Annotated in this window: 18 protein-coding genes; 6 read left to right on the forward strand and 12 right to left on the reverse strand. The window is 68.1% G+C overall.

The features are described 5' to 3' along the window. The first annotated feature begins 11 nt into the window (after positions 1 to 11). Positions 12 to 263, forward strand: coding sequence for a VF530 family protein (locus tag Q0741_RS28250; RefSeq protein WP_298236522.1), 252 nt, complete (start codon positions 12 to 14; stop codon positions 261 to 263). A gap of 85 nt (positions 264 to 348) precedes the next feature. On the opposite strand, the gene Q0741_RS28255 is transcribed toward Q0741_RS28250, so the two are convergent. From Q0741_RS28255 to Q0741_RS28300, 10 genes are all read right to left on the reverse strand, one after another. Then, positions 349 to 612, reverse strand: coding sequence for a hypothetical protein (locus Q0741_RS28255; RefSeq protein ID WP_298236523.1), 264 nt, complete (start codon positions 610 to 612; stop codon positions 349 to 351). A 267-nt stretch (positions 613 to 879) separates the two neighbouring features. After that, the gene (locus Q0741_RS28260) at positions 880 to 1,137 is read right to left on the reverse strand and encodes a hypothetical protein (protein WP_298236524.1); all 258 of its coding nucleotides are present in this window, start codon (positions 1,135 to 1,137) and stop codon (positions 880 to 882) included. 120 nt (positions 1,138 to 1,257) lie between these two features. Further along, positions 1,258 to 2,472, reverse strand: coding sequence for a hypothetical protein (locus Q0741_RS28265; RefSeq protein ID WP_298236525.1), 1,215 nt, complete (start codon positions 2,470 to 2,472; stop codon positions 1,258 to 1,260). Between the two features lie 111 nt (positions 2,473 to 2,583). Then, positions 2,584 to 3,477 (reverse strand): YqaJ viral recombinase family protein, encoded by an 894-nt coding sequence (locus tag Q0741_RS28270; protein ID WP_298236526.1) that lies wholly within the window; start codon positions 3,475 to 3,477, stop codon positions 2,584 to 2,586. A gap of 17 nt (positions 3,478 to 3,494) precedes the next feature. Then, positions 3,495 to 4,196 (reverse strand): hypothetical protein, encoded by a 702-nt coding sequence (locus Q0741_RS28275; protein WP_298236527.1) that lies wholly within the window; start codon positions 4,194 to 4,196, stop codon positions 3,495 to 3,497. A gap of 60 nt (positions 4,197 to 4,256) precedes the next feature. After that, the gene (locus Q0741_RS28280; RefSeq protein ID WP_298236528.1) at positions 4,257 to 4,385 is read right to left on the reverse strand and encodes a hypothetical protein; all 129 of its coding nucleotides are present in this window, start codon (positions 4,383 to 4,385) and stop codon (positions 4,257 to 4,259) included. Beyond that, the gene (locus Q0741_RS28285; RefSeq protein WP_298236529.1) at positions 4,378 to 4,599 is read right to left on the reverse strand and encodes a hypothetical protein; all 222 of its coding nucleotides are present in this window, start codon (positions 4,597 to 4,599) and stop codon (positions 4,378 to 4,380) included. Before Q0741_RS28285 ends, Q0741_RS28280 begins: the two co-directional genes overlap by 8 nt. Further along, a complete protein-coding gene (locus Q0741_RS28290) occupies positions 4,596 to 4,913 on the reverse strand; it encodes a hypothetical protein (RefSeq protein WP_298236530.1) in 318 nt (105 codons plus the stop codon). Before Q0741_RS28290 ends, Q0741_RS28285 begins: the two co-directional genes overlap by 4 nt. 40 nt (positions 4,914 to 4,953) lie before the next feature. Beyond that, positions 4,954 to 5,310 carry a hypothetical protein gene (locus Q0741_RS28295; RefSeq protein ID WP_298236531.1) on the reverse strand — a complete coding sequence of 119 codons (357 nt, stop codon included), beginning with the start codon at positions 5,308 to 5,310 and terminating at the stop codon, positions 4,954 to 4,956. 187 nt (positions 5,311 to 5,497) lie between these two features. Then, complete coding sequence (locus Q0741_RS28300; protein WP_298236532.1) at positions 5,498 to 6,010, reverse strand: helix-turn-helix transcriptional regulator; 513 nt, start codon at positions 6,008 to 6,010, stop codon at positions 5,498 to 5,500. A 189-nt stretch (positions 6,011 to 6,199) separates the two neighbouring features. On the opposite strand from Q0741_RS28300, the gene Q0741_RS28305 reads away from it, so the two are divergent. The 5 genes from Q0741_RS28305 (at position 6,200) to Q0741_RS28325 (ending at position 9,734) form a co-directional block, all read left to right on the forward strand. Further along, positions 6,200 to 6,631: a hypothetical protein gene (locus Q0741_RS28305; RefSeq protein WP_298236533.1), complete on the forward strand. Its 432-nt coding sequence runs from the start codon at positions 6,200 to 6,202 to the stop codon at positions 6,629 to 6,631. Continuing rightward, the gene (locus Q0741_RS28310) at positions 6,628 to 6,819 is read left to right on the forward strand and encodes an oxidoreductase-like domain-containing protein (RefSeq protein ID WP_169161979.1); all 192 of its coding nucleotides are present in this window, start codon (positions 6,628 to 6,630) and stop codon (positions 6,817 to 6,819) included. The genes Q0741_RS28305 and Q0741_RS28310 overlap by 4 nt, the downstream gene beginning before the upstream one ends. A gap of 182 nt (positions 6,820 to 7,001) precedes the next feature. Further along, positions 7,002 to 7,379 carry a hypothetical protein gene (locus Q0741_RS28315; RefSeq protein ID WP_298236534.1) on the forward strand — a complete coding sequence of 126 codons (378 nt, stop codon included), beginning with the start codon at positions 7,002 to 7,004 and terminating at the stop codon, positions 7,377 to 7,379. A gap of 158 nt (positions 7,380 to 7,537) precedes the next feature. After that, complete coding sequence (locus tag Q0741_RS28320; RefSeq protein ID WP_298236535.1) at positions 7,538 to 8,719, forward strand: ParA family protein; 1,182 nt, start codon at positions 7,538 to 7,540, stop codon at positions 8,717 to 8,719. Next, a complete protein-coding gene (locus Q0741_RS28325; protein ID WP_298236536.1) occupies positions 8,712 to 9,734 on the forward strand; it encodes a ParB/RepB/Spo0J family partition protein in 1,023 nt (340 codons plus the stop codon). Before Q0741_RS28320 ends, Q0741_RS28325 begins: the two co-directional genes overlap by 8 nt. A gap of 308 nt (positions 9,735 to 10,042) precedes the next feature. Here the strand turns inward: Q0741_RS28325 and Q0741_RS28330 are convergent, their stop codons facing one another. Together Q0741_RS28330 and Q0741_RS28335 are read right to left on the reverse strand one after the other, a co-directional pair. Beyond that, on the reverse strand, positions 10,043 to 11,677 hold the full coding sequence (locus Q0741_RS28330; protein ID WP_298236537.1) for a transposase: 1,635 nt from the start codon (positions 11,675 to 11,677) through the stop codon (positions 10,043 to 10,045). 240 nt (positions 11,678 to 11,917) lie between these two features. Then, positions 11,918 to 12,751: a hypothetical protein gene (locus tag Q0741_RS28335; protein ID WP_298236538.1), complete on the reverse strand. Its 834-nt coding sequence runs from the start codon at positions 12,749 to 12,751 to the stop codon at positions 11,918 to 11,920. Between the last annotated feature and the right edge of the window lie 420 nt (positions 12,752 to 13,171).

Here is a 13,171-nt window from a genome sequence, read left to right on the forward strand (position 1 = left end):
GACAATGCAGGATGAATAACGCCGCACCCCTGCCAGCCCAGCCGCGCAACCCACTGCACGGTGTCACGCTGGAGATGATCGTCACGGCACTGGCCGCCCACTACGGCTGGGCCGGCCTTGCCCATCGCGTGACAGTGCGTTGTTTCAGCAGCCAGCCCAGCGTCTCGTCGAGCCTGAAGTTCCTGCGCAAAACGCCCTGGGCACGGGAGAAGGTCGAGAGCCTTTACCTGTTCATGCTGCGCGAGCGTGCTCGGCAAGGCTGAGCGCCTCACGAGACTCAGGCGGCAGCCGTCTTGCGTGACCTGCAGCGGCGCCTGCGCTGCAGGGCTCGTCCCAGGTCAGCCGGTATCAGGTTGCCCACACCACCGGGCAGCGTTGCAGGACCGCCTGCGCAGGCTTGCTTCGCACCATCTCGCGCAGGGCCGCCATCACGTTCTGCGGGGTCGGGGGCCGATCAAAGAGCGCCGGGCGCGAGCGCACGATGCAGAGCACGGCCTGGCGCTCCTCTCGGGATGCGAGGCGGCAGACTTCTGCCAACGGATCGCCAGGAAACTGCTCATCGGCAAGCTGCACTGCCTGCTCGATGAGCGCGATGGCACGCACGGTTTGCATGGTTTCCTCCTCGGATCCCAGGACAAACCGATTGTGCAGTGCAGCATGACCAGGGCAATAGGAGCATCCTGTGCCTCCACCTGGCTTCGGGCCCCTGGCGAGCCAGGGCTTTTGTCATTGCTGGTGTGCCGCTCGAGAGCAGGACGACAGGGGTGCTATCGCATGCGCGTCGCGTCCAGGCGGCGGGCAGCTCCCGGCCGGCCTGCCACGCCGAGGTGGCGCATACCCGGCATTTACCTGGATGGCAGGTAGGCGCAGCTGCTCCTGTTATCCAGTGCTCTTGCGTGGCCTGCCGCGCCGCTTCGGTGTTGGCTCCAGCCCCAGGTCCGCCGGCGTCAGCTCGAAGGCCCGCATGAGGTTGCGCACCTTCACCAGCGCCTCCAACCTGGCGCCCTCTTCCATCTCGCGTAGCTGGCCTTCGGCCTCGGCCAGCTCGGCGCGCAGCTCGGCGATGCGGGCCTTGAGGGTCTCGGGCGTGGGCTTGGCCACTGGCTTGACCCAGCCCTTGGGCATGTCTTCAGTCATGTACATGACTCCAATGATGCCCCGACGCCAGGGCGACTCCCGCGCCACGCGCGAGACCGGGATGAGAGGGCAGCACCAGCCTCACCAGCCGCACAGGATGCGCCCGAGCGCGCCACTGCTTCACGGCACCGCGCGGCGCCGGGCCGGCGGCACGGGGTCCGTGCCCGGTGGCGGACGCTGCGCTTCAGCCTGGCGCGGCTGGTCCAAGCCCGCGCGCAGCCGCGCGTGCATGTCGCCGAGCGTGGCGCGCAGGTCCTCGCCCGGCACGTCGCGCAGCTGCTCGCCCAGGGCGTCGAGCGTGTCGGCATCGCCCTTGTCGGCCGCACGCTGCATCTGCTCGGCAAACGCGTCGGCATCGAAGCCGCGGCGGGCCTGCGGCGGCGGCGCCATCGGCCGGGCGGGTGCAGCAGCCGCTGGAGGCGCCGGCGGCCTCGCGCGCTCGCGAAGCATCGCCTTGGCCTTGTCGGCGGCAGTTGGCGCCTGACCAGCAGCGCCAGCACCGCCCTCGCCTTGCGCGTCGTTGGCTGCCAGCGCCACTTCCACCGGCTCGAACCAGTCGGCCACCGTGCTCATCTCGTCGCGCAGGCTGACGTAGATGCGTTTCAGCCCGACAACTTGAGCCGGCTGGATCGACTCGATGCGGCGCTGGATGCGGCGCTCGATCTGCTCCTTGGTCACGCCGAACTCGCCGGCGAAGGTGTCCAGCAGCCGCTTGAGCCCTTCAGGGGACGTGTCGGCCTTGGCGCGCAGCGTGGCGCTGGCCTGCTCCATCGCCATTTCGATCACGTCGCCGGGGATCTGCGCCAGGATGCAGGCCCGCTTGCGCCGCGCGGCCTGGTTGGCGCAAAGCTCGTAGATGTCGCGCTCGTCCTTGAGCCGGTAGCCGCCGTGCTTCGTGTCGCGCCAGTGGCGCACGAAGAACTGGATGACTTCGCGGTTGTTGGTTTCATGGTCCAGGCAGAACGCCTCGATCTCGGACACGCCCACGCCGTCCGGCCCGACGTAGCGGCTGATCTCGCGCCAACCACTGCTGAGCGCGCCCCATTGCTGCGCGCAGGCTTCGGCCGCGCGGATGCTCGGCCCCACCACGTCGGTGCCGCCGCGGCTGTACTGGTACTGCGCCTTCTCAGCCAGGGTCTGCCGAGTGAAGGCATTGCGGATGCGGTCCGTGGCGCGGATCACATCGCGAGGAAAGCGCTTGGCCATCATCGCCAGCGCCATGACCTCGGCGCTCTCGCGGGCCTGCATGGCCCGGGCGCCTGCGCCATCAGTACCGCTGCGCGCGTTGCCCGGCGCGGTATCGAACGGGTTCTGCACGACTTCAATCTCGCTCATGGCGTACTCCTGGCAGAGGATGCGGTTGCAAGGTGCGCTCACGGAAGCGCGCTACGGGTGAAAAAGGCTGGCGTTTGAAGCGGTGCCGGCCATCCCAAAAAGGCTCACCTTTCAGTCCTTGAGCCGGAACTGCCGGCCGGGCTCGCCGGTGCGCAGGAACTCCCGGTAAAGCGCCGGGTGCGCGGCCTCGAAGGCGGCGGCGTCGAAGCGCCGCGCCGGCTTGGTGGCCTTCCAGGTGGCCAGCGTCTGGCCGGTGGCGTCCACCAGCGTGTCGGCCTCGCCCAGGGCGCCCATGAGCCGCGCCTTCAGGGCGGCCTCGGTGGCGTCCAGTTGCTCGCGCTGCGCCTTGATGGCGTGCAGCTCGCGGGCCGCGCGCAGCACCTCGGCGTCCGCCATCACCTGCTCGGCGCGGCTGGCACGTCCGAAGCGCTCCAGCATGTCGTCCAGCGTGACGGGCTCGGGCGGCTCGCCGCGCTCCACCAGGGCCCAGAAGTCCGCGATGCCGTCCTCGATCAACTCCTGCAGCTCGCGGTCGGCCTCGACCACAAACTCGTCGTAGTCCGCACCGCCGAACAGCACCGGCACGAAGGACACCGCCTCGCCCGACAGCAGCAGCTCCTGCTGGACCTGCAGGAGGTAGTGCTGTGGAATGTCGGACGAGCCGGACTCGCCCCAGCCGTTGCGCGTGCGTGCGGTCTTGGCCTGCACGGTGAAGCGGCCGGGAACCCAGGCGTCCAAGTGCGCGAAGAGGCGCCCGCGCCGCATGGTGTCGGGCGCCACCACCAGCAGGTCATCCGGGTGCGCGCGCTGGAACTCGGAGAGGATGAAGGGCTCGGCCGCCAGGCCAAAGCGCATCGCCAGGTTGTCTTCAGGTTCTGGGGCCTCGCCGCGCTTGACCTGGTAGAGCTCGAACCGGGTCTGGTACGGGCTCAGGCCCAGGGCCGCGGCGCATTCCGAGGCGCCTACGCCGGTACGGCGCAGGGCCTTCTGTGCTTCGCTGAGCATCGCCTTCGCCCTCCCGCTCAGGACGGGCAGCCGTCGGGGCAGCTCCAGGCACCGGCCTTGGCCAGCAGCCGGAACGAGGCGCGCGAGTTCATGTCGCCGCACCAAGCGCTGCCGCGCTCGAACACCACGCCCAGGCGCTGCGGCTGCATGAGCGTCACGCGCCCGATGCGCCCGTCCATGCCTTGCACCGTATCGCCCAGCGCCAGCGGCTCGGTGTAGGGGTCGAAGGCGGTGGCGGCGCCCTCCCCTGCCATGGCCGCCAGCTCATCGTCGCCCTCGGCGGGGCACACCGGCGCGAGGTACGCCGGCATGAAGGCCCAGGGCACGCCGTCCAGCATCACCAGCACCAGCCCGAGCGAGGCGCACCCCGAGTGCTCGACCACGACCCCCTCGCGGCCGGCCAGGGCCGCGGCCTCCTCGGGCTCGAAGCGATTCAGGTCCTGCTCCAGCAAGTCGTCGGCGGTGGCATCGACCCGCACGCGCTGCCCCGGCCGGAACGCGGAGCACGGCATGGGGCGGGGATCGGCCTCGATCCGCTCCCGGCCGTGCAGCAGGTAGTTCGGCACGAAGGACAGCCGTCCGTGCGCGCCGGTGGCGACAGTACCCAGCGGCGTGCTGCGGCGGGACTCCAGCGCCAGCCGCTGGCGCAAGTGGGGCGCGGGGGCGGCCTTGTGGGCGCCGGCGAGGCGGTTGCCGATGACGGGACCGAGTTGCGACATGGCATGACTCCAAGGGAAGGAAGGCCAGCGAGAGGGGCCGCCGACCGGGGCCCGAAGGGCTCAGATCCAGAAGAAGGGAGCGGACAGCAGCGCCAGCAGCAGCCCCGCGAGGAAGCCGGCCACTTCCCAGGCGGTGCGGCTGCGGTGGCCGTTGCGGCAGCAACGCCGGATTGCGCAGGGCTCACGCATGGCGTGCCTCGTTGTCGCGCGTCGGGCACCCTGCCCCGTGCTGGCAGCGGTGCCCGAACTGGCACGGCGGGCAGGTCGGGTCCTCGCCTTCCTCGGCCACGCAGGCGGCCTCGTGCTCACGAATCAGGGCATCGACCCGCTGCCGTCCGCCAGGGTCCACAGGCCGGTGCGCGGCGAGCCAGTGGATGGCGGATTGGTGGGTGGCGCTGCTCATGCCATCGCTCCCGAGGCACGCGCCATAGCCACCTGTGCGGCCTCCACCAGCACCGCGATCCGCGCCGCCAGGGCTTCGGCGTCGGATGCGGCAGGCAGGGCAGCCAGGGCTTGGGCCACGGCGAACAGGTCCGGGGCCGCCTTGAGCAGATGCGCGTTGGCCAGGACCGGCACCACGGCCACCATGCCGCCAGGGCTCGGCAGATTGTCGTGATGCAGGGTTCGCCCGCTGGCTCCCAGGTAGTACGGGCCGGGTTCAAAACCGACGCCATGGGAAGCCAGCTGCTGGCTGGTGGCCGCCGCATGGCCCCGCACCGGGGGCCATGAGCTCCGCTGGAGGCAGAGCCCTTCCACGTCAGACCCCCGCGCGGGCGTAGTGAACTTGATCGCGCTGGGCGATCCAGCGATCCTCGGCAGCGGAGGCCGCCCAGGGATCGGCGAAGTCGTTGGGCTCGCTGTCGTCGGCAAGCAGGCTGTTGTAGTCGGCCTCGGCTTGCGTCAGCCACGTCTTCAGTTGGTCCGGGTGGAAATAACCGGCGTCCTCGCAGAGATCGACTCCGGTTTCGCCAATGACGCACACGGTCGGGATGATTTCAACGTCACGGCCCCGGTGGTCCTCGTTGACTTCAACCTCGTATTCGATGACTACCGGAATGCCGGCGAATGCCGAATGGAAGCTGAAGGTGTTGGGAGAAGAATCGAAACCACTCATCTCTATCTCCTGTAGCACCTGCCCTGGTGCATGGAGATAATTATACTCTCAGTGGTCTTAAATATCCTATTTTAAGTGTATATATGCACCTTCAGTGCGTGTATTAAACTGTCAGGATCAATATCAAGAGAACTAATGATTTCAATTGAATTCGTCGGGACAAACTTCCACGAAGAATTGATCAGCGTTAAGACTGGCTTTTGACCTGGTAGGCCGCCAGCACGCCCTCGATGAAAGCGTGCTTCTCGCGCTCACCGCTCAGGCCACTGCCCAGCGCCCGGTCCAGCACCCGAATGAAGTCCTGCAGTGGCAGCTCGATGGTGTCGATGCCTGGGACCTCCCTGGCATTGACCTTGGCGATCGCGACGCGCTGCGAGTGCGAGGCAGCTTCCGTCGCCTTGGACGGCTCGCCGGCCACAGGGGGTGCTGGCGCGGGCGCAGGCCCTTCACCAGGCAGCGCGGGCTTCAAGGCCAGCAGCACGTCCGCTGACACGCCGTAGTGCTGGCCCATCCAGCGCACGGCCAGGGCATCAGGCAGCGTGCGTCCCGTTTCCCAGGCAGAAATTGCGGCGACCTTCTTTCCCAGCGCGGTCGCCACGTCACCTTGCGTGTACCGATGGCCCCCCGCTGCGCCTTGGCGCGCCTCGCGCAAGCGCTTGCCCAATTCGCGGCGCAACTGCTTTTCGTCGTTCTCGTCCATGCCACGCACTGTATCCATACTGGCGAGAAAACATCTACCTTCAGTAGAGTCTTTCGACGCCAAGATGCGTACCGCAGCGCCCCTGGCGCTGGCATGGCCGGTGCTGCTCCACCAGGATCAGCCATGTGTCCTGGGCGCGGCCGGGCACAGCCCAAGTCCAGAGCCCTACCCGCAAGGCACGAGGACCAGATGAACGTCACCACCGTCATGCTGTTCGACGAGCAGCGCGACACGCTGATTGCCGCGGCCACGAGTGCCCGGGAACAAGCCGCGTCGTGCGCGGCGAGCCTGCGCCTTGCGCCCACATTGGCCGCCGATTACCGCAGCCGTGCCGCAGCGCTGGGCAACGCCATCGCGGCGCTGGACGTCAACGCGCAGCCTGGCAACCTGGCTGTGGAACTGCGGGAGCTCCAGGAACAGCATGCGCGGCTGCAGCGCCAGCTCGACGAAGAAAAGGCGCGCGGCGACACGCTGGCCGCGGCGTTGCGCAACGCGCTGGAGCGCCTGGGTTCCATGCCGAGCCCGACCGGGATCGAGGCCGCTCGTGGCTTGGCTGACGTCGAGCCGAACGTCGCCGCCCCGGGTCGCCCGCTGGCGCGCCCTTGGCCCGCATCGTCATGACGCCGACCACTGCGCCCGACGCCGATCCCATGCCTCAGCCGCCTGCGCAGCCGGATCTCGACGCCTGTTGCGGCAATGGCTGCGAGCCGTGCATCTTCGAGCTGTACGACCTCGAAATGGAGCGATACCGGCAGGCGTTGCGCGCTTGGCGAGCGCGTCATCCCGAGGCGCCGCAGGCCAACGGCTGAAACGCGCGTCGTTTCACCGCTCGGCCCGCCCGGCGTCTTTCCCGTCTGTGTGGCGGGAAAGCCCATGCGGCGGAACGTTGACAGGCAGGCGGGCGGTCCCCGGGAAGGCCTGCGGCTGGCGCTGGCCACCAGCGCCACTGCAGCGCGCTGCCTTCCCAAACGCCGGCTGCATGGAGGACTCGATGCCCCGCCAACCCACCGAAGCCACGGCCCGCGCGCTGGTGCTGGTGGCCAGCGGCCGATCCGTCCAGGAGGCCGCCACGGCTGCAGGCATCGCCGTCAGCACGCTGACGCGGGCCATGAAGCGCACTGGCGTGACCACGAACCGGCGGCGCAGCCGGCGCACGGCGGTCGAAATCCAGGCAGCCATGGAAGCAGCCAAGGAACAGGCCCAGGCACTGGCAGTGGAGCGGGAAGCCCGACCACCCAAGGCGCCCACGAGAACCGCGTTGCAGCGCCTGCACTGGCTGCAGACCGAGTTGGAACAGCAGGGCCGCAAGGAAGCCGCCGATCTGCGCGCGGTGCTGGACTGGGTCGAGAGGAAGAAGCCGTCCCGGTGAGCGTGAGGCGTTGCCTGCGCCCGCGCGCGCAGGCGGTCCGTGTCGCGGCGGCACGACAAGCAGGTCAAAACATCAGAAGCAAGGCGTAACGTCAGAGGCAGAAACGGGCGCCAATGCTACGATCCTGCGTCTGAAAACAAGCGTAACCGGAGGCACTTTTGAAGTTCGTCGACGACGACATCACGATGGCCGATGTAGGCATGCAGGCGGACCGCGTGCATGCGGTCGTGTCGCAGGTGCGCGCCCAGATGCTGGCGCCCGAGGTCCGCAAGCAGGCGCCTGCCTTCAACGCCGGCCAGATCCAGACGCTGGCCGGGCTGGACAAGGCCAAGTACGACTACTGGATCAAGCAGGGCGAACTGCCGATGGGCAAGCTCAGCCCGAGCGGCGCGAAACGCGAGTTCACGCTGGCCGAGGCCCGCCAGTGGGTGCGTGCGGCGCGCGGCGACGAGCTCAGGCCCGAGGGCGCCGCAGCCGCGACCATCGCCATCGGCAACTTCAAGGGCGGCGTGACGAAGACCACGACGGCGCTCACCCTGGCGCAGGGCCTGTCGCTGCGTGGCCACCGGGTGCTGGTCATCGACTGCGATCCGCAGGGCTCGCTCACCACGCTCTTCGGCATCCTGCCCGACACCGAGGTGCACGAGGCGGACACGATCCTGCCGCTGCTCTCCGGCAGCGAGGCCTCCATCCGGCCGTCCATCAGGCAGACCTACTGGGACGGGATCGACCTGGTGGCGGCGGCGCCCGTGCTGTTCGCGGCCGAGTTCGCGCTCGCATCGCGCCAGGCCGAGAGCGCGGACTTCGAGGTGTGGCGGGTGCTGGACGAGGGCCTGCAGGACGTGCGCGGCGAGTACGACGTCATCGTGATCGACACGCCGCCCTCGCTCGGCTACGTGACGATCAATGCCCTGATGGCTGCCAACGGGATCGTGATGCCGCTGCCGCCCAATGCCCTGGACTTCGCCAGCTCGGCGCAGTTCTGGCGCATGTTCAAGGACGTCACGGACCAGATGGTCTCCCAGCGCGGCGCCGAGAAGACGTTCTCGTTCATCAGCGTGTTGCCGACCAAGGTCCAGTCCACGGACCAGTCGGCGACCGGTGTCCTGAAGTGGATGTCTGCCGCATACGCCGAGCGTCTCCTGCCCGTGGAGGTGCCGACCACCGTTGCCGCCAGTGCCGCTTCCGCGGCGTTCGGCACGGTGTTCGACGCCTCCGCCGGCGATCCTCGTACCGTGAAGCGGGCGACCGCCGCCTACGAGCGGGTGACGGAGATGATCGAGGACGAGATGCAGAAGTACTGGCGCAAGCAAGCCGCACGAGAGGCCCGCCATGACTAACCCTGCCAAGAGGGCTGCCGCCATCACGTTCGACAACCTGGAGCCGGCCAGCGCGGCGCCGGCGGCACCCGCGGTCCCGGCGGCTGCTCCCGCGCGGCCAGCAGCGCCGACGGGCATCGGCAAGATCTCCGGGTTCTTCCAGGACGGGCACAGGACGAAGGCCGAGATCGACCGGCTCACGCAGCAGGTCTCGCAGCTGGAGAAGGAGCGCGGCGCCCAGCCGATGGACCCGGCGTTGATCACCCCGTCCCGCTGGGCCAACCGGCACGCGGACTCGTACACCACCGCGGAGTTCGAGGCGCTGAGGGCCGAGATCCAGGATGCGGGGGGCAATGTCCAGCCGATCAAGGTACGGCCCCGGCCGGATGCCAAGGACGGTGAACCGCAGTACGAGATCGTCTTCGGCCACCGGCGCCATCGTGCCTGCCTGGAGCTCGGCCTGCCTGTCCTGGCCGTCGTGCAGCCTCTGTCGGACACCGAGCTCTTCACGCACATGGAGCGTGAGAACCGCAACCGCCAGGGCCTGTCGGCCTACGAGCAGGGGGCCATGTACCGGCGCGCGCTGGATGAGGGGCTCTTTCCCTCGATGAGAAAGCTAGCCGAAGGCATTGGCCGCGCGATCAGCGATGTCGTGAAGGCGACGCAGATCGCGCAGCTGCCGTCCGCCGTGCTGGAGGCGTTCCCCTCCCCCAACGACATCCAGTTCCGCTGGGCCACGGAGCTCAAGGAGGCGGTTGCGCAGCATGAACAGGCCGTGCTCGCCGCGGCGAAGCAGGCGGCTGCAGACCGCCTGCCCGCGCCGGAGGTGTTCCGTCAGCTCACTGCGTGCCTGAGGCGCGAAAGCCCGGCCCCGGCGGCGCCGCTTCCTGAGCGCAAGTTCAACCTGGGCGCGGGGCGGCGGGCCACCATTGCCGTGGACGACACCGGCCACACGGTCCTGAAGATCGCTCCGGGTGTCATGCCGCCGGAAAAATGGAAGGCGCTCGAATCGGCATTGAAGGCGTTGTTGGACTGACGCGGCCCGGTGCTCGCCGTTTGACCGTCGAAGGGCAGAGTGCTCAGCGCCCTGCCCTTTTTGTTGCTGGCTGGCCTGCCGCGCAAGCCGCGGCGTGGACACGCACAGCAGCCTTTGACTGGGATGCCGCCGGGCGGCCTGTCGAGCCAGAAAGCCTTGTTGCTGACGTGCTGCCTGCGGCCCGGACGGCGTGGTGATAGACCGTCTAGCGGGGCGTGCCAGCGCACGCTGAGGCCGCTTCCTCAATCCGCAAGTTCAGGGCGCTAGACGGTCTAGCACCGCTCCTAAAAACATGGACATCTATTCCGCTAGAACGGAATGTCGTCCATGACGCTCCCCGAACAGTGTTGGGAGCGGTTCGCGCCACGGGACTGCGCCGTGGAGAGGCGGTGTGCACTCGATGCCTGCGTTGCCGGAGACAAGGGTGCGGGCGGGTCGGTGGAACTGCCCGACCGCCAATGCGCTGCGTGCGCCGCTTTAAGGCAGGTGCGAATCCCCGACCATTGCTGCCACACATGCTTCGCGCGATTCCTCGCGGGTACGGCGAAGGTGACGTGGCCGCCATTGCGCAGCGGCACGATGGCCTCACGCACGGCCGGGGCCTCGCGCAGCCCCAATCCTCGACGGGCGACGGCACAGGCCGCGCCCTGGTGTACCGAGATGCCCCGGCGCTGTGCGTGGTTCACCGCGCCGATGATGGAGGTAAACGCTGGGTTGACTTCGATGACTTCCACGCCGGCGCGCAGACTTGCTGCCTTGAGGGCGCTCGTCATCCTGGAGAAGACGAACGAGGACAGCAGCCTGGAGCGCGCCGGATCCACCGCTTCGAGCTCGGCCTTCTTCTTGCGGAAGTCCAGCTTCTCCAAAGCCAGCGGCTTGCCGCGCGCCTGGGCCAGCGCCGCGACCTGCACGGCCGCATCGCCGATGAGGGCCTTGACTTGGTCGCTGGACTTGCCCCGCGTGGGCAGCTCAATGCGCCGCACGTCCACCAGGTTGCCGAACCGGTCCACCTCAGCCACGGCGAGGTGGTCGGCGTTGATGTCGATGCCGGTGCAGCCTAGCGCCGGCGAGGTGGTCACGGCCGCAGCGTCGACCTCGACACTGGCAAACACGCGCCAGCCCTTGTCGTCGCGCAGGAAGCGGTAGCTGATGGCGCGGCCCACGCGCCTGGACGCGGGCTTGCCAGCCCGGGTAGTGGCTGACACGACCCGGCTCATGCCCAGCGCCGAGACTATGGGCCCGTGGCCGTGGGCAAAGCGCACACCGTAAATCATCAGGAACCTTGCGCCGCATTCCTGCATCAGCGCGTCGGGCAGGCGCAGCTTCAGTTGCAGACTGCCGTCCTCGCACACTGCGGCCTGGCAGGTCTGGTTGCCCGCGGTCTCATCTTGGCTGCCCAGCACGAAGAACTGACGGCTGAGCGCCTCGCGCCACTGGTCGAGCCACTCCTCGTGGTCGGACAGGCCATTGGCCTGCAGGTTGTACTGGGCATGGAAGAGCCGGCGGCTGCCAAAGCACAGCCGCACTTGCCCATCGGCCTCGTCGCGCTGCAACGCCGCTAGGCGCTGCTCCAGGACAGCGAGACGGCGCTTTTTCTGATGCAGCTTGTTGGTGCCGGGACTGTTCTGGGCGAGCTTGTTGACGAGGCGGTGCGCCTTGGCAAGGCGCACCTTCGCCTCCTCGATGAGCTGCGGCCGGCGCTGCAGGATTGCCTCGACCTTGCCGTCGAGCTCGACGCGAATCCCGTTGAACTGACGCGCGGTCAGGCCGAACCGGGGCAGGAACTCGCGCTTGAGTTCGTTGAGGCTGCGATGCCGACGCAGTGCGGCATGGAGACAGCGCTGCGCCCGGCCATGCAGCTCGGCATAGGCGTTGAGCGCTTGGGCTTGCTCAGGCGCAAGCACCAGCCGCGTCTGGTAGGTGAAGACGCAGCGCTCAGCCATGAAACAGCGCCTGCATTGACTTGAATCCGTACTGCCGGGCAGCGACTTGGCATTTTGCTCTCGCGCCAATGCCAGCGGGCCAACTTCATCTCCATCCCCGCTTCGTGGCCCATGTTCTGCGTCGCAGACCAGAATGCACCGCATTTGTCCCACTTGTCCGTATAAGTCTTAGCTTTTGGCAACCCTCGCATTACTGCGCCTGGTGGTGCGACTCATCGAAGAGGGGCGATAGACGGTCTATCACATCAGCCCCGAGTGGCATGGACGGTGATCGGCATTGATCCAGCTCGCGGCCTGCAGCCCACGGAGCTTCGCCGCCGACTTCAGCGCCGCAAAGGCTTGCAGGTGCTCAATCCTCGGCTTGGACCGCTGTGCCCGGTGCTGGACTGCCTCACGTTCACGCTCCCTGTCTTCGCGCTCGCCGGCCAGCGTGTTGGGACCCTTGATCGACTCCTGGCCAGTGGCCTTCTTGCGCCCGCCAGAAGGTGCCACGGGTCGCCTCCAATCCTCACCGCTGTGGATCAGGTGGATCAGGTACCCGACGGGCTCCCGTGCAGCCAGGATGGCCAGCATCCGGTGCGCCATCACGTCCTGCACCCACACATCGTGTGCGCGTGCCACGGCCAGCACCTTGCGCACGTCGTCCGGCTGCATCACTTCCAGCAGCGGCTTCAGGTCGTCGCGCACATGAACGGCTCGGCCTTCAGCGGGCTCTGGCGGCCTCGGGGCTTCGGTATCGGCAGCCTCTTCAGCGGCCTGGGGCGCAGCCCCTTCGCCCCCTGAAGGGTTTGGTTCTTTAGCTACTGGCTGCGCAACGTTTTGCGCACGCGGGCCGAAGAACATGGCGTCGGCGTAGGGCGTGAGCCAGGTCTTCCCGATGGGCGTGCCGGGACCGCGTGCGCCATGCAATTCCTGAGGCGGGCGCTCGATGAGGCCCCATGCCACCAGGTCGGCGTTGGCGCCTGTGATGCTGCGGCGGCAGTAGTCCGTGGCGTCCTGCAGCTCACGGACTGCCGTGTCGAACACGCGACGCCGGCCGCAGTCATCGACGCCGCTGAGGTCCGCCTTGGCCAAGTACTCGTACAGCGCGGCCTCAGCCCGAGCGGGCAGGCCGCGCAGTTCGCCACGGTGAGTCTGTTCCCCAAGCCTCAGATGGGCTTCGTGAATGGGATCAGGGAGGTCACGTGAGCGGCGGCAAGAAGGCGAGGGCGCGCGTGCGCCCGCCTGGTCTGTAGCAGGTAGGTACATGAATCTGCAGGGACGAGTTCACCCGCGCGTTGCGGATTCCCTCGCTGCCCCTACACTTCAAGCCTGCTATGGCGGTGTGTAGATCTCGGCGAGGGATCACGCATCACGGAGAGAGGCTTGGGGCGGGAATCCCGGGCCTTTTCTCTTTTCGGGCTCAGGTTCTCTGAGTTGTCCCGGTCCTTTCTTCAGCTCTGGGCCAACTGCGGGAATTCAGCCGGCACCTGGGTTGCAAGCGCCGCGCGAACG

The sequence above is a fragment of the uncultured Azohydromonas sp. genome (genome assembly GCF_937926365.1).
In the GTDB taxonomy this organism is placed as follows: Bacteria; Pseudomonadota; Gammaproteobacteria; order Burkholderiales; family Burkholderiaceae_C; genus Azohydromonas.

What these genes read in the sequence shown, in the direction of transcription:
- Q0741_RS28310 (WP_169161979.1), top strand. Translation starts at nt 6,628, where the DNA reads ATGACGCCGACCACTGCGCCCGACGCCGATCCCATGCCTCAGCCGCCT.
- Q0741_RS28285 (WP_298236529.1), bottom strand. Translation starts at nt 4,599, where the DNA reads ATGAGCAGCGCCACCCACCAATCCGCCATCCACTGGCTCGCCGCGCAC.
- Q0741_RS28255 (WP_298236523.1), bottom strand. Translation starts at nt 612, where the DNA reads ATGCAAACCGTGCGTGCCATCGCGCTCATCGAGCAGGCAGTGCAGCTT.
- Q0741_RS28330 (WP_298236537.1), bottom strand. Translation starts at nt 11,677, where the DNA reads ATGGCTGAGCGCTGCGTCTTCACCTACCAGACGCGGCTGGTGCTTGCG.
- Q0741_RS28305 (WP_298236533.1), top strand. Translation starts at nt 6,200, where the DNA reads ATGAACGTCACCACCGTCATGCTGTTCGACGAGCAGCGCGACACGCTG.
- Q0741_RS28280 (WP_298236528.1), bottom strand. Translation starts at nt 4,385, where the DNA reads ATGCGTGAGCCCTGCGCAATCCGGCGTTGCTGCCGCAACGGCCACCGC.
- Q0741_RS28300 (WP_298236532.1), bottom strand. Translation starts at nt 6,010, where the DNA reads ATGGACGAGAACGACGAAAAGCAGTTGCGCCGCGAATTGGGCAAGCGC.
- Q0741_RS28260 (WP_298236524.1), bottom strand. Translation starts at nt 1,137, where the DNA reads ATGACTGAAGACATGCCCAAGGGCTGGGTCAAGCCAGTGGCCAAGCCC.
- Q0741_RS28295 (WP_298236531.1), bottom strand. Translation starts at nt 5,310, where the DNA reads ATGAGTGGTTTCGATTCTTCTCCCAACACCTTCAGCTTCCATTCGGCA.
- Q0741_RS28325 (WP_298236536.1), top strand. Translation starts at nt 8,712, where the DNA reads ATGACTAACCCTGCCAAGAGGGCTGCCGCCATCACGTTCGACAACCTG.
- Q0741_RS28250 (WP_298236522.1), top strand. Translation starts at nt 12, where the DNA reads ATGAATAACGCCGCACCCCTGCCAGCCCAGCCGCGCAACCCACTGCAC.
- Q0741_RS28275 (WP_298236527.1), bottom strand. Translation starts at nt 4,196, where the DNA reads ATGTCGCAACTCGGTCCCGTCATCGGCAACCGCCTCGCCGGCGCCCAC.
- Q0741_RS28315 (WP_298236534.1), top strand. Translation starts at nt 7,002, where the DNA reads ATGCCCCGCCAACCCACCGAAGCCACGGCCCGCGCGCTGGTGCTGGTG.
- Q0741_RS28270 (WP_298236526.1), bottom strand. Translation starts at nt 3,477, where the DNA reads ATGCTCAGCGAAGCACAGAAGGCCCTGCGCCGTACCGGCGTAGGCGCC.
- Q0741_RS28265 (WP_298236525.1), bottom strand. Translation starts at nt 2,472, where the DNA reads ATGAGCGAGATTGAAGTCGTGCAGAACCCGTTCGATACCGCGCCGGGC.